The sequence below is a fragment of the Halomonas sp. 7T genome, from assembly GCF_025643255.1.
In the GTDB taxonomy this organism is placed as follows: domain Bacteria; phylum Pseudomonadota; class Gammaproteobacteria; order Pseudomonadales; family Halomonadaceae; genus Vreelandella.
Genome location: NZ_CP087112.1, coordinates 3,189,604 through 3,203,063, shown reverse-complemented (window position 1 = coordinate 3,203,063; position 13,460 = coordinate 3,189,604). Strand labels below are relative to the sequence as shown.

Annotated in this window: 14 protein-coding genes; 1 reads left to right on the top strand and 13 read right to left on the bottom strand. The window is 53.9% G+C overall.

Annotated features, from left to right (window positions below; genetic code table 11):
* Positions 1–8: 8 nt before the first annotated feature.
* The 7 genes from LOS15_RS15035 to LOS15_RS15005 all read right to left on the bottom strand — a co-directional run bounded on the left by LOS15_RS15035 (position 9) and on the right by LOS15_RS15005 (position 6,405).
* Positions 9–1,088, bottom strand: a complete 1,080-nt coding sequence (locus LOS15_RS15035) for a PHB depolymerase family esterase (protein ID WP_263066767.1) — start codon at positions 1,086–1,088, stop codon at positions 9–11.
* On the bottom strand, positions 1,089–1,769 hold the full coding sequence (locus LOS15_RS15030) for an FKBP-type peptidyl-prolyl cis-trans isomerase (RefSeq protein WP_263066765.1): 681 nt from the start codon (positions 1,767–1,769) through the stop codon (positions 1,089–1,091).
* Positions 1,770–1,902: 133 nt separating this feature from the next.
* Complete coding sequence (locus tag LOS15_RS15025; protein WP_263066764.1) at positions 1,903–2,346, bottom strand: universal stress protein; 444 nt, start codon at positions 2,344–2,346, stop codon at positions 1,903–1,905.
* 21 nt (positions 2,347–2,367) lie between these two features.
* Positions 2,368–3,651, bottom strand: coding sequence for a TRAP transporter large permease (locus LOS15_RS15020; protein ID WP_263066763.1), 1,284 nt, complete (start codon positions 3,649–3,651; stop codon positions 2,368–2,370).
* Positions 3,652–3,679: 28 nt separating this feature from the next.
* Positions 3,680–4,258: a TRAP transporter small permease gene (locus LOS15_RS15015; protein ID WP_263066762.1), complete on the bottom strand. Its 579-nt coding sequence runs from the start codon at positions 4,256–4,258 to the stop codon at positions 3,680–3,682.
* 296 nt (positions 4,259–4,554) lie between these two features.
* The gene (gene dctP / locus LOS15_RS15010) at positions 4,555–5,601 is read right to left on the bottom strand and encodes a TRAP transporter substrate-binding protein DctP (RefSeq protein WP_263066760.1); all 1,047 of its coding nucleotides are present in this window, start codon (positions 5,599–5,601) and stop codon (positions 4,555–4,557) included.
* Positions 5,602–5,832: 231 nt separating this feature from the next.
* Entirely contained in the window at positions 5,833–6,405 is a 573-nt protein-coding gene (locus LOS15_RS15005) for a TIGR02444 family protein (RefSeq protein ID WP_263066759.1), read from the bottom strand.
* Positions 6,406–6,435: 30 nt separating this feature from the next.
* On the opposite strand from LOS15_RS15005, the gene LOS15_RS15000 reads away from it, so the two are divergent.
* Positions 6,436–8,382, top strand: a complete 1,947-nt coding sequence (locus LOS15_RS15000; protein ID WP_263066757.1) for an ATP-binding cassette domain-containing protein — start codon at positions 6,436–6,438, stop codon at positions 8,380–8,382.
* 15 nt (positions 8,383–8,397) lie between these two features.
* On the opposite strand, the gene dtd is transcribed toward LOS15_RS15000, so the two are convergent.
* The 6 genes from dtd to LOS15_RS14970 all read right to left on the bottom strand — a co-directional run bounded on the left by dtd (position 8,398) and on the right by LOS15_RS14970 (position 13,436).
* On the bottom strand, positions 8,398–8,835 hold the full coding sequence (dtd, locus tag LOS15_RS14995) for a D-aminoacyl-tRNA deacylase (RefSeq protein WP_263066756.1): 438 nt from the start codon (positions 8,833–8,835) through the stop codon (positions 8,398–8,400).
* 124 nt (positions 8,836–8,959) lie between these two features.
* A complete protein-coding gene (locus LOS15_RS14990; RefSeq protein ID WP_263066755.1) occupies positions 8,960–9,487 on the bottom strand; it encodes a chalcone isomerase family protein in 528 nt (175 codons plus the stop codon).
* A 153-nt stretch (positions 9,488–9,640) separates the two neighbouring features.
* A complete protein-coding gene (locus LOS15_RS14985) occupies positions 9,641–10,486 on the bottom strand; it encodes a universal stress protein (protein ID WP_263066754.1) in 846 nt (281 codons plus the stop codon).
* 156 nt (positions 10,487–10,642) lie between these two features.
* Complete coding sequence (thiD, locus tag LOS15_RS14980) at positions 10,643–11,464, bottom strand: bifunctional hydroxymethylpyrimidine kinase/phosphomethylpyrimidine kinase (protein WP_263066752.1); 822 nt, start codon at positions 11,462–11,464, stop codon at positions 10,643–10,645.
* Positions 11,465–11,472: 8 nt separating this feature from the next.
* Entirely contained in the window at positions 11,473–12,888 is a 1,416-nt protein-coding gene (locus tag LOS15_RS14975; protein ID WP_263066751.1) for a TRAP transporter large permease subunit, read from the bottom strand.
* Positions 12,888–13,436 carry a TRAP transporter small permease subunit gene (locus LOS15_RS14970; RefSeq protein ID WP_263066750.1) on the bottom strand — a complete coding sequence of 183 codons (549 nt, stop codon included), beginning with the start codon at positions 13,434–13,436 and terminating at the stop codon, positions 12,888–12,890. The genes LOS15_RS14975 and LOS15_RS14970 overlap by 1 nt, the downstream gene beginning before the upstream one ends.
* Positions 13,437–13,460: the final 24 nt, after the last annotated feature.

Here is a 13,460-nt window from a genome sequence, read left to right as displayed (position 1 = left end):
ATACCGCGTCACTCCTCTTGTACTGGCGCGCTCTCCTCCGTCACCTCACCTTCTAGCCTGTCCAGCATGGCCATTAATGCCTTAACTTGCGTGCCATCGCGGGTATCATGCAGTGGATTGATCTGCCAGGTGCTTTCAGCAAACCCCCACCAGTCCCAGCAGCCTTGGGGGTTCGCCATACTGCTTTCAGCCTGAGGGTATAACACCACCTGCTCGTTCTCTTCCGCCCAACGATTCAGGCCACTGTGACGAACAAAAGTATCGCCGATGGCATCAACACTCATTTGGCAGCCATGCAGCGCGACTGTCACGGGGCAGCCGCCCGCTTCACACGCTTGCGGTATAAAGACGTAGCCTGTGTCCGCCAGCCCTTTTTCCTCGAACTCTGACTGATCGAACGCGACTAACGCACCGCTGCTCGGCGAAGAGGAGCGCTCAGGGTAGAGCCATGACAGCATCTCGTCTGCGACGTCTTCATCACAGGCAAGCACGTGGCTGCCTCCACCCTGGCGACAGCCGCCAAGCGACTGAGGGCTAGCATTTGACTGTTTGGGCAATGTGATCGGCCAGCCATGCCCCGTGTTCTCGCTGCGTACAAACCGCACCTGCTCTGAAGACGCCAGCCAGCGCTGCCACTGTTCGGCTAACAAGCTCCCCAGTTCTGGAGAAACTGTGTCATCTTCATCACCGTGCCATATATAGGCACGCAATTGAGCAAGTGCACCGCGCTCCCCCACCTGCTCAAGCGACTCGTAACGCTCGCGCCGCTGATCCAGTGTATCCAGAGACGGCACTCCACGGCGGGTGTTCATACACTGATTAAGCGCCAAACTGAGCGCCCCCTGGGCACAGCCCCAAGGCCCCGCCGCTAATACGCCGACGCCACTAAAGCGCTCTGGCCAAGCCACTGCCAATTGCGTGGCCATGTAGCCGCCAGACGAGACGCCCACTACGCTCGCGTGGCCGCTAGCGGCACTGAGTGCAGGTAAGTTCTCTGGCTCATCATCATCTTCGGCGAAAGCAGCGGCGCTGCTTACCAGCAGCAGCGCGCCCAAAAAACACGACGTAGCAGCGGCGGAACGTATCATTTACTCAACGCCTAATAGCTCAACGCGGAACGTCAGCATCTCATTCGGCCCAATAGGCCCTTGGCCACCTTCACCATAAGCAAGCTCGGCAGGGATATACAGCATCCAGCTATCGCCAACGCTCATCAGTTGGAGCGCTTCCTGCCAGCCTTCGATAACTTGGTTGACCTGGAAGCTCACCGATTGGCCACTCTCAAAAGAGCTATCGAATACGGTGCCATCGAGCAGCATGCCTTCGTAATTCACTTCAACGGTGTCTTCAGCGCTCGGCGTTGTGCCGTCACCCGACTCAAGCACTTCGTACTGCAAGCCTGAATCCGTTACTTCCACCTCATCACGCTCGGCGTTTTCAGCCAGGAAAGCTTCACCCTCTTCCAGATTCAGCTGGGCGATTTCAGCGGCTTCCTGTTCACGAGCCTGCATCGACTGTGCCTGGAACGCCACCAGCGCCTCCATCATCTCTTCTTCATTAAGCGCTAAGTCATTGCCCTCAAACACATCGCGCATGCCATCCGTGAAGGCGTCGAGATCAAGGTCTTCAATATCGGCCTGCATGCTTTCGCCTAAGGTAACCCCTAAGCTATAAGCAAGGCGCTGTTCGTCGGTTTCAGGAGCCGCCGCGGCGAAAGGTGCCACCAGTAGTAAACTCGTTAAAGCAGTTGAAGAGAGCAATACTTTCATGAACAAACCTTATTCAGAGGCGCGGTACGCCAAAAATTGAGTGCCTTAAAGACTAACACCCGCCGCCCCAGGCTGCATTACCTGAAACGGCGGGTGATGATCAGACCACAGAAGTGAGTAGAGGTTTAACGTATTACACCACCAATGTAGGACAGTGTGCCGCCCCTGCCACGCGCTGAGAGACGCTGCCCAGCAAGAGATTCTTCTCGCCATTGGTACCCTGAGCGCCAATGACAATAAGATCGCACTCTCGCTTACGGGCAAAACGCACAATCGTGCGCGACGGGCGCCCGCCCTTAACAAAGGCCCTGACCCTAGCGCTGTCGGCACCTAGCTCAATCGCGTAAGACTTTGCGTGTACGGCGATTTCAGTCGCGTACTCCTTAAGCGCATCATCGGGCAAATCCAGTTTGTTAGGCCGCACCATGGAAAGCGACGCTTCCAGCAGACTGTGGTGTTTAAATACGCACAGCAGATAAAGCTCAGCGCCGGTCAACATATGCAGTCCGATAGCTTTTTCAAGTGCCTTGATTGCCCCTTTTGAGCCATCCACCGGCACTAAAATGCGGTTAAACATGCGCGTTATCCTTGTGGTGGTTTAGCGGAAGGCAACATCACGCAAGAACAGTGCGATTTGCGGAAACATAATCAGCAGCGCTGCCGCGAAAATCAGTATGAAAATAAACGGCGGAGTGCCTTTGATAACTTCCCAGTAGGGACGCTTAAAGATCGCAATGGCGGTAAAGATATCGCAGCCAAAGGGCGGTGTTGCTGAGCCTATCGCCACCTGTAGCGTAATCAAAATACCCACTAGAACAGGATCTAGGCCGGTTGCCGCAATCGCAGGCGCGAAAATAGGTGTCAGCACTAGAATCACCACGATCGGGTCAACGAACATACAAGCGACAAAGAAAGAGATGCAGATGGCAATGAGTACACCCGTAGGCCCAGCTTCGTTTACGCCTACCGCTTCCAAGATCATTTGTGGAATCTGCGCAAACGAGATAATCCAGGAGAACCCATTACCCACGGCGACTAAGATGAAAACTACCGCGGTAATTAAGCCGGTGGATTTAGCAATCGCGTAAATATCGTTCATTTTGAGCGAGCGGAACACAACAAACTCAAGCAGGACGGCATATAGCACACAGGCTGCTGCCGCTTCCGTGGGACTAAAAATGCCGCCGTAAATACCACCTACGATAATGACGGGAAAACCTAATGGCCATAGCGCTTTTTGTACGGCAACAGCGCGCTCTCTCCAGCTGGCACGGGGTTCAGTTGGTACATCTTTTACCACCGCATAAATAATGCAGTAAACGGAAAACATAAACAGGATGAGGAGCCCTGGCCCAATACCCGCGATAAACAGCTCACCAATTGAGGTGCCCGAAATAACCCCGTAAATGATCATGCCAATACTTGGAGGAATCAAAAAGGCGATATCGCTCGCGTTGATGATCAGCGCCAGTGTAAATGGATCAGAATAGCCCGCTTTCAACATCTTAGGCCGTAGCGGTGAACCTACCGCGACAACGGTTGCCTGAGTAGAGCCAGAAACCGCACCAAACAGCGTACAAGACGTTGCTGTGCTGACCGCCAAGCCGCCTTTTATGTGGCCTATAAACGACATCACCATGTCGATAAGACGATTAGCAGACTGGCCACGCGTCATAATATCGGCCGCTAGAATAAACATCGGCACTGCAATCAGTGAAGCAGGTCGGATACCCGCCATCATCTGCTGGATTAGCGTATCCATTTGGCCGAAGCCGTTAAACATCATATAAAAGCCGATCACCGCTGCTGTAATTAGCGGGATCATCATAGGAAAGCCCAGCAGCAGCAGGGCAATCATGGTGACTACCATTATCGTCGTCATAGCGTTCCCCTAGGGTGCAAGCCCTGCTTTACACTTCTGTTTCGGTATCTTTGTAACCATCGACCACCCCTGTCGAGAGATATACATCCCGAGAGGTGAGATTTTTAATGGCCGTTAACAGGTATTGAATGCCCGTGATCAGGAAACCCATAGGTACCCAAACGTAAATGATCCAGATGGGTATGCCGAGTGACGGCAATACACGGCCTTTACTTTGTAGGTCGAGAATGTAAACCACGGAGTAGTAGAGCAGGAAAAACATAACGAGGGAGGTAAACAACGAAATGCCTATCATCAGCACCTTGCGACCACCGACGGGTAAAGCATCGTAGATAGCTGACATGCGAATATGACGCCCGTGGCGGGCGGCATAGCCAATCCCCGCAAAGGTAATCATAATGATCAAAATACGGTTCAATTCACCTGAGAACATAATACTGTTGCCAAACACAAAGCGGGCAACAACGTTGGTGACCGTATTCAGCGCCATTAGCAAAACCCCCATCGCCAGTATCACTGACTCGATTTTGCTAATTGCAGTGTCGATCACCCCCAGTATGCCGGGCAAACCAGAGCTGTAATTCATTTCGGATTCTTCTTCGGTCATGGCCGATCTCCTCTTAAGCAGCGTGGCGACTAGCTATTTAAGACAAACTAGCGTTCTTCCTTAACTGACCACCGAACGGAGCGTGTCCGGCCTTACTCATTTTGTAGCGTAACGGTTAACAACCCTTTTCGCTTCAACGCTGGATGTACGTAAATTTTTCTGTCTTATACGAAAAGTAATGCGCTTTTTTTGTGAAGTGGCTATCAGTGTCAGTTGAATAGAAGAAAATAAAAAAGGGGCAGCGTTGGCTGCCCCCGCGGTGACTCTCTGTTAAAGCACGCGTGCTAAACAGTTAATCACTCGTTGGTTACGGCTTCGAGATCCGCTTTAAACTGCTCAAGAAGCTCAGCACCACGCTCACCGGTCATGCCTAAGAAGGCTTCTTCTACCTGCGGAGCACGCTCACGGAAAGCCTGAATTTGCTCTTCGTTCAGGCGCGTAACCGTTACTTCGTCAGACGCTTCTTGGATTTTTGCTAATGCTTCATCTGCCAAGCCTTTGATGTGCTCAATCGTGTGGTCGTAAGCAGCATCAGAGGCATTCCGCACCAGCTCTTTATCTTCATCAGACAAGCCTTCATAGAAGTCTTGGTTAGCCATCATCGCGGTAGTAAACCAACCATGGCCCGTGAAGGTAAGGTGTGGAGACACTTCATATAGACCGCCAGACTCGATCCAGAAAATCGGGTTTTCTTGTCCATCAATAATGCCGGTCTGCAGACCACCATACACCTCACCCCAAGGTAGCGGTGTTGGTGTTGCACCAAAAGCATCATATGTTTCTGAAAGCAGTGGATTCGTCATAGTACGAATCTTTTTATTATTCATATCTTCCGGTGAGCTAATCGGCTCATCGGTAGTTACGACCATTTCACCTTCAGGGTACATCTTCAGCAGCTCAAGGCCTTGCTCGGCATAAAGCTCTGGGAACATTTCGTTAATAGCCTTACTTTCGTCAAAGAAAGTAAGAACCGTTTCTTCATCCGTCGGCAGCAGGTAAGGAATAAAGAAGATCTGCGCTTCTGGAATTAGGGAGCCCGTAAAACCTGGCGACTGATTGACGAATTGGAGAATACCGTTTTGAGTCTGTTCCATAATATCGTCAGACTCGCCAAGCTCACCAAAGCGATAGACTTGAACGGTGTGGTCAGAGTTATCTTCAATATAGTCCTTAAACGCGTGAGCAAACACGTCTTGCACGTCGCCTTCATACTCTTCGTGCGCATAACGCCAGTTGTCTGCCTGAGCTGCAGCGCTAAGGCCGAATAGCAATGCGCCGACGCTCGCCGTGGTCAATAACTTCGTTGTTACTGAACGAGTCGAAAAAGATTTGCTTGCCTTCATGCACAATTCCCCTTGCGGTGGTTAGCGCGCTATGCAAATGCGCCAGGATCTGATCTTTGAATAACGCAGTTACCTTATTTGTAACCGACAGAGTTCATAACCGACAGACAATTTAGAAAAAACCCATATTACCGATGTGGTTTCGGCGCTTTTAAAGCGTTTATCACGGTTACTTGAGACTCTGTTTTACTTTGGCTGTACCGCATTATTCAAAAATAGCTTAATTTCAGGCTAGCGTGATGAACTCAAGCGGTCAAGCTGGCAGGCAACTACCTGCAGAGACGCGAATACGCTTTTTTTAGCGGATAGTGGCATCACTCCACTTTTGTCTAATGTCGAGAAAAACAGTATATCGCGTAGCCATCTTGCGACTTCTCGCGGGCTAATGTCGTTATTCATTAGCCGCTGATTATCTGGTGTGGCCTGCCAGGCCCACTCTTGCCAGCGTTGAAGGTTTTCACGTTCGGCTTGAAGCTCCGCTTGCTGGATGGTTTGACGCAGGCTAGCGATAGAATCGCTCTTGACGGCCTGTGGCTTAAGATCACGACGCAGTTGGCGCAACCTCTCGGTGACGCTCTGCTGCCAGCCTAAGCGTGATTTGCGTATCGCTACCAACGCAGCAGGGTTGGCCTGCAAACCATGCTGATAAAGCCAGCCATGGAACAGCAGCTCACATACATCAGCGCCTGCGGTGTCCTGCAGTAAGAGACTCGCCTCCTCAATACCGGGTTGTGCATAAAGCGCTAACGCAAAATCCCATAGTGGAGCCTGCTGTAAGCGCTGTAATCGGTTAGAATCGTGCATTGGTTTACCCACTTTATTTCGGGAGAATGCATGATCGCACTGCGCCAAGTCGCCCTGCAACGCGGCACACAAGCACTTCTCGATAACGCTGACCTCACGCTGCATAACGGCGTTAAGGCAGGTATTATCGGGGCAAACGGCGCCGGTAAGTCGAGCTTATTCAAACTCCTACTAGGCGAGCTTGGCCCCGACCAGGGCGATGTGGAGATGAGCGGTGGGCAGCGGATAGCCCACATGGCCCAGGAGGTTGAAGCGCTAGATCGCCCCATTGTGGAGTACGTGCTAGACGGTGATCACGCGTTGCGACAAGCGGAAGCCAGCCTTTTGGCCGCTCGCAACGCAGACGATGCGCACCGGGAAGCCGAGTTACATGGTTTGATCGAAACCCTGGATGGCTACACGGCTGAGTCCCGGGCGGCGCAGCTGCTGGTGGGGCTTGGTTTTGTGCAGTCGGATCTTAAGCGGCCCCTGTCAGATTTTTCCGGTGGCTGGCGTATGCGGGTGAATTTAGCCCGCACGCTGTTTATGCCTTCCGATCTGCTGCTGCTTGATGAGCCGACCAACCACCTGGATCTTGACGCCCTGCTCTGGCTGGAGCAGTGGCTGACTCGCTACCCAGGCACGCTGCTGCTGATTTCTCACGACCGCGACTTTCTGGATGCCGTGTGTGATCACATCGTCCACATGCATCATCAAACCCTTGAGCTTTACCGCGGCAACTACTCCCGCTTTGAGCGCACGCGGGCTGAAAAGCTGGCGCTACAGCAGGCAGAAGCCGCCAAACAGCAGGCTCGCCGCGAAGAAATCGAGCGCTTTATAGCGCGCTTTCGTGCCCAGGCAACCAAAGCCAAGCAGGCGCAAAGCCGTGTGAAAATGCTGGAGCGTATGGGAGATATCGCCGTAGCCCACACGGATTCGCCTTTTCACTTCACCCTGCCTGCTGCCGACAAAACCTCGCACCCGTTGCTTGTGCTTGACCAAGCTACCCTGGGCTATCGCAGTGAAGCAGGCGATGTCGCGCAGCTAGAGAAGGTCAACATCACGCTGCTGCCCGGCAGCCGTATCGGCTTGTTAGGCCCCAACGGAGCGGGTAAGTCGACATTGATTAAGTCGCTGACCGGCGAGCTGGCGCTGCTAGAGGGTAAACGCGTGCCCGGTGAGCATCTGGCGATTGGCTATTTTGCTCAGCACCAGTTGGAAAGCCTGGACGTGACCACAACGCCCTTTGTGCATGTTCAGCGACTCTCTCCCACAGCGAGCGACCAAGAAATTCGCAATTTCCTAGGCGGCTTTGGCTTTAAAGGCGATGACGCCTTTGGCGAAGTGGCTACTTACTCCGGCGGTGAAAAGGCGCGTTTGGCACTGGCGCTAGTCGCCTGGCAGAAACCCAACCTGCTGCTGCTCGATGAACCAACTAACCACCTGGATTTAGAAATGCGCGAAGCGCTCACCGAGGCGCTAGCGAGCTTTGAGGGTACGGTGATTCTAGTCTCCCACGACCGGCACCTGCTACGCGCCACAGTGGATGAGTTCTGGCGGGTGGCCGATCATCGTGTAGAACCCTTTGACGGGGATCTGGACGACTACCGGGTATGGCTAAAGGCACGTCTGGAAGAGGGCCGCCGCGATGCGCGCAGTGAAAAGAGCGAGCGCCAAAGCCAGCAGCCCAGCGGCGATCGAAAAGCTGCCCGTAAAGCCGCAGCGGAACTGCGCGAAAAGCTGCGGCCGTTGAAAAAAGAGCGCGACCATGCTGAAAAGGCCATGGAGAAAGCCCAGCAGGCGCTGGAAGCGGTCGAAGCAGTGCTTGCCGACCCAGCGCTCTACACCGACAGCGCCCGCAAAGCTGAGTTAACCCAAGCGCTTGCCCAGCAGGCCGACATCAAAGCGCGCTTAGACGAGGCCGAGCAAACCTGGCTCACCGCCGAAGAAGCGCTTGAAGCCATGGAAGCAGAACTACTGGCTAGCGAAGCTACATAAGCGTGCGCTCAGCCCCTAGCTTTCCAGTAGAAAGGTAACCGGCCCATCATTAACCAGCGCTACCTGCATGTCAGCGCCGAACTGGCCGGTGGCTACCTTGGGCCAGGCCATACGGGCTTGGTTTACTAAGTAGTTAAAAAGCCGTTCGCCATCGTCAGGCGGTGCAGCGCTTGAGAAGCTAGGACGTAGCCCTTTGCGGGTATCGGCCACTAGGGTGAATTGGGAGACCAACAACAGCCCACCTTCCGCCTGCTGCAGGTTGTGGTTCATCTTATCCTCAGCATCACTGAACACGCGGTAGTGCAGCAATTTATGAAGCAGTTTATTCGCCTCCGCTTCGCTATCGCGCTTCTCCACCCCCACCAACGCTAATAACCCGTGATCAATGCTGCCAACGATCTCGCCATCAACTGTCACGCTCGCCTTTTTAACTCGTTGAATCAGTGCTTTCACGCGTTCCCCTTGCCTTATTGTCTATCGTTGGCAAAGTGTAAGCGCCAGCCGCTCGTGCAACCACCTATTGTGGCTGTACACAACTGGCCTAACGAATGCGGGTCTACTTAGTTTTGGCCTAGAATTAGTTTTGGCCTAGAAGCGCATCACGAAATCCTTCACCTAATGGGCGCTCACCCAGCCAAATGCTGAACATAGCGCTAGCAAACTCTGCACTATCGTCTTCAAAAAGCGTTTCTCCATTGAGTTCCAGACGCAGCTGCTCACCGTCCCAACTCAGCAGATACCGGTCGCCAGGCACAACGTCTCGATAGCGCTGATTTAAACGCTCCAGGGGCTCCTGGATTTGATTGAATTCATAAAGCGTTAACGAATCTCTTAGGGTCTCTTCGGTCGCTTCGGCGAAATCGCCGGCCTCAATAGCATGGAAGTATGCAAGCTCCAAACGACGTGGCACATCACTAAGTGGCTGTGGCTCGGTTTCACCTTCAAGCTGATAGTAGGCGCCTGCGTAAGCCGTCCAGATCATATAACGAAAGACACCACTGCCCAGCAGCGCATAGCGCTGGCCATCCTTCTCAACAGTTCGCTCAAAGCGTTCACCACGTTCGGTGACGCTATCCGCAACGGCCGCTGATGCGAATAAAGCCATACCTGCGACCAGTATGACGCTAACTAAGCTGCGCTTATGCATGGTAAGGGGCACAGTCAAAACCTCCGAGTTGAGTCGTTCTAGGATGTGTCATGCTGACCTAACATCATAGCTATACATACAAACTCAACGCATAAAGGTTCCGTATCACTCTTACCACGCTCGGCACAGCATTAAATCGCAGTGCGGCTCGCTGAGAAGCATCTCAGTTAGCTGGCTAGTGTGGTGAGGCTGACCACGACTGCCTATCATCACCAGGTCAGGGGTGTGGCGCTTCATATAATCGTGCAATACGCTGCAGGGTTGGCCCTGCTCCAGCACGAGTTCTATATCAGGTACGCCCTCAAGCTCGCGCATCAGGCTCTCGATCTCGTTATCCAGCGCTTCACGTAACCGCGTTACTTCATGATCGCGCCACTGAGCATAGTACGCTTGGGAGCCTAGCTCCCGCTCGCCAGGTAGGCTCCAGGCGTGGAGTAAGGTTAGTTTCGCTTCAGGAAAACGAATCAACGCCTCTTTTAGCGTTTGACGAGCCGCCAGCGAAAAATCGATGGGCACCAAAATATGCTGCCAGGGCTGCGTGGGTAGGTATGAGGCCACCACCACCGGACACGGCGCACTACGCAGCACCCGCATTACGGTAGTACCTGAAAGTAAATCTTTCTGGCCGCGCTTACGGTGCATCCCCATAACGATTAATGAGGCATGCCGCTCATGAGCCTCGCGGACGATTTCCACGTGAGGAGATCCTACCAACGTTTGAATCATTAGCGCGGGGGCTTCCAATGCATAATCTTCGCGCAGATCCGTCAGCGTCGCGCTAATGTCTTCACTCACCGCGCGCTCCACCTCATGCAGCACCCGACGCGGCAGGTAGGGGTCGAGCACGTGCAAAATGTCGAGCTGGGCGCCTTGCGCAAAGGCGAGGCGCAGTGCACGGGCAAACGCAGCGCGGTTATCTTGGGAGAGATCCGTGGCAAACAGCAGAGTCTGAGACATAGCACAGCTCCTTGGCCGAGCAGTCGGCGCAGTCGTGAGACAAACAAGCACCTTTCAGCATGGTGCTGGAATGCGCATACCGCAAGCTAGCTTATCGGTATCCTTGACGGTTCGGTTCACTTTGCGGCGCCACGTCAATCGGCTCTTATCACTCTATTACCACCAGGCATGGAAATGGTGCACCGGGCCACGACCTTGGCCGACGCTTAACCGCTCGCTCGCTTCTAACGCGGCGTGTAGCCACCGCTTGGCGTCACTGATGGCCTCTATTGGCGTATCCGCAGAGGCATCTTGGGGTAACTTTGCCAAGCATGCGGCAATCGCTGAAGAGAGCGCGCAGCCGGTACCATGCAGGTTTTTGGTCGCAATACGTGAGGCCGGTAGCCATGAGTGGCCTTGAGGCGAGGCGAGTAAATCTGGGCAGGTTTCTCCACGTAAATGCCCGCCTTTTAATACCACATAGGGCGTCCCTAGCTGAGCAAGCCCTGGCAGCATGGCTTCCATTTCATCGAGCGTGGTGGGCGACGCACTCCCCAGTAGCACCGCAGCCTCAGGAATATTAGGGGTTATCACGTCGGCTAGCGGCACGAGAATATCGCGTACCGCGCGAATGCCTGCATCATCCACCAAGATATCGCCACTTTTCGCCACCATCACCGGGTCCAGCACAATCCAGCGGGGGCGGCGTGCGCTAAGCACGTCTGCGATGACTTCGGCCACCTCGCGACTAGCCACCATACCAATTTTGACTGCATCCACATGAACATCGTCTAGCAAGTGTTCCAGCTGTTCACGAATAGCCTGGGGCGCAACAGGGTAAACAGCAGCCACCCCGCAGGTGTTTTGTACGGTAATCGCCGTAATAACACTGGTGCCGTAGGTTCCTAGTGCGGAAAAGGTTTTGAGGTCTGTCTGGATACCGGCACCGCCGGAAGGGTCAGAGCCTGCGATGGTCAATACATTGGCTATTGTTGTCATAGACGCCTCTACATAATGGAGGGCAGCCAGGTGGCAAGCCCTGGGAAAAAGGCCAGCGCCAACAGCATACTTAACTGCAGCAAGATAAACGGTATGACCCCTTTATAAATGGCCGAGGTAGGCACGCTTTGCGGCGTAACGCCGCGCAAATAGAACAGCGCAAAGCCAAACGGGGGGGTTAAAAACGAGGTTTGTAAGTTAACCGCAATCATAATGCCTAGCCAAATGGGGTCGATGCCCATCGCTAGCAGTACTGGCCCGACAATAGGCACCACGACAAAGGTGATTTCAATAAAGTCGAGAATAAAGCCCAACAAGAAAATGACGAGCATCACCACTAACGTGGCCCCCACGACCCCACCAGGCATGGATTCAAACAGCTCGGTGACGAGCTCCTCACCGCCATAGGCGCGAAATACCAGCGAGAACAGCGCCGCACCAATTAAGATGAGAAACACCATGCTGGTGACTTGGGCCGTCGAGTGCAGCACCTCTTTTAACATAGAGATATTCAAACGGCGGTTGGCGGCAGCCAAGCACAGTGCACCAAACGCACCCACAGCCGACGCTTCTGTGGGTGTCGCAAACCCACCTAAAATAGAGCCCAACACAGCGACAATGAGCAGTACCGGAGGCAATAACCCCTTTAATAACAGTGGCAAGATAGAGCCGGTGTGGCCTAACTCAGCTTTGAGTGCGGCGCGATCTGCCGCGGGAGCCGTGGAAGGTTTCAGCCAAGCCGTTATCAACAGATAAACAATGTACGTTATGACCAGCAGCAGCCCAGGCACCAGCGCCCCGATAAACAGATCACCAATAGAGAGTGTTTTAGGACTCCACACGCCCATGGAAAGCTGCGCTTGTTGATAAGCCGTTGAAAGCACATCACCCAGCAGCACGAGGGCAATCGAGGGCGGAATTATCTGACCAAGCGTTCCCGTGGCACAGATTGTGCCCGTCGCCAATGCGGGGGAATAACCGCGCTTCAACATAGTGGGCAGCGATAGCAGCCCCATCGTCACCACGGTGGCGCCCACAATTCCGGTGGAGGCTGCCAACAGCATACCCACAATCACCACCGCAATACCCAGGCCGCCGCGCAACGCACCAAAGGCCATCGCCATGGCATCAAGCAGCGTTTCCGCCACCCGGGACTTCTCGAGCAATACCCCCATCAACACAAACAGCGGCACCGCCAGCAGCGTTTGGTTGGTCATGATGCCGTAAAGCCGGTTAGGCATAGCGTTCATCATCCGGGGTTCAAACGGCACCGCGACGCCCAAGGTCTGAAGCAGTAAACCAAAACCCGCAAACGCCAGCGCGGTCCCCGCCAACGATAAAGCAACCGGGTAGCCCAGCATCAGCACCGCGCACACGGTAGCGAACAGCACTAGCGGCATAAATTCTAGTAAAGGAGCCAGCACTAGAGAATCTCCTCATGCTCGTGAGTGGCGTTGGATAGTTTGCCGCGAATAATCAGCGTCTGGCGCATTAGCTGCGCAACCGCCTGCAGCAGCAGTAGCCCCACCATGACTAAAATCAGCGTTTTCAACAAAAAGACGCCGGGAATACCACCATCAGGGGAGCGCTCCAGTACTGCCCAGCTGCTCTGCACATAGCGAAAGCTGCTGATTGCGATAAATAGCGCCACAGGGATCAGTAGGCAGAGTGTTCCCAACAAGTCGATCCAGGCACGCCCCCGCGCCGATAGCCGGCGATAAAAAATATCGACCCGCACATGACCATCGCGTTTAAGTGTCCAGGCCGCACCCAGCATGAAAACAGCGGCATGCATGTACATCACCGACTCTTGCATCACGATACTGTTGATACCGATAAAGTAGCGCATGACCACAATGGCAAACTGAATCACCATCATGACAATCACCAGCCAGGCAATGGCCCGGCCCACCCCTTCGGTTAAGCAGTCGAGCCAGCGCAATAAGCGTGGCTCCTGGGCATTTGCACGCATTGAGGTTGTCCTGCATTAATAAAA

Excerpts from the sequence above, each read along its gene's own strand:
- LOS15_RS15035 (WP_263066767.1), bottom strand. The coding sequence starts at position 1,088 with ATGATACGTTCCGCCGCTGCTACGTCGTGTTTTTTGGGCGCGCTGCTG.
- LOS15_RS15030 (WP_263066765.1), bottom strand. The coding sequence starts at position 1,769 with ATGAAAGTATTGCTCTCTTCAACTGCTTTAACGAGTTTACTACTGGTG.
- LOS15_RS15025 (WP_263066764.1), bottom strand. The coding sequence starts at position 2,346 with ATGTTTAACCGCATTTTAGTGCCGGTGGATGGCTCAAAAGGGGCAATC.
- LOS15_RS15020 (WP_263066763.1), bottom strand. The coding sequence starts at position 3,651 with ATGACGACGATAATGGTAGTCACCATGATTGCCCTGCTGCTGCTGGGC.
- LOS15_RS15015 (WP_263066762.1), bottom strand. The coding sequence starts at position 4,258 with ATGACCGAAGAAGAATCCGAAATGAATTACAGCTCTGGTTTGCCCGGC.
- dctP (WP_263066760.1), bottom strand. The coding sequence starts at position 5,601 with ATGAAGGCAAGCAAATCTTTTTCGACTCGTTCAGTAACAACGAAGTTA.
- LOS15_RS15005 (WP_263066759.1), bottom strand. The coding sequence starts at position 6,405 with ATGCACGATTCTAACCGATTACAGCGCTTACAGCAGGCTCCACTATGG.
- LOS15_RS15000 (WP_263066757.1), top strand. The coding sequence starts at position 6,436 with ATGATCGCACTGCGCCAAGTCGCCCTGCAACGCGGCACACAAGCACTT.
- LOS15_RS14990 (WP_263066755.1), bottom strand. The coding sequence starts at position 9,487 with ATGGCTTTATTCGCATCAGCGGCCGTTGCGGATAGCGTCACCGAACGT.
- LOS15_RS14985 (WP_263066754.1), bottom strand. The coding sequence starts at position 10,486 with ATGTCTCAGACTCTGCTGTTTGCCACGGATCTCTCCCAAGATAACCGC.
- thiD (WP_263066752.1), bottom strand. The coding sequence starts at position 11,464 with ATGACAACAATAGCCAATGTATTGACCATCGCAGGCTCTGACCCTTCC.
- LOS15_RS14970 (WP_263066750.1), bottom strand. The coding sequence starts at position 13,436 with ATGCGTGCAAATGCCCAGGAGCCACGCTTATTGCGCTGGCTCGACTGC.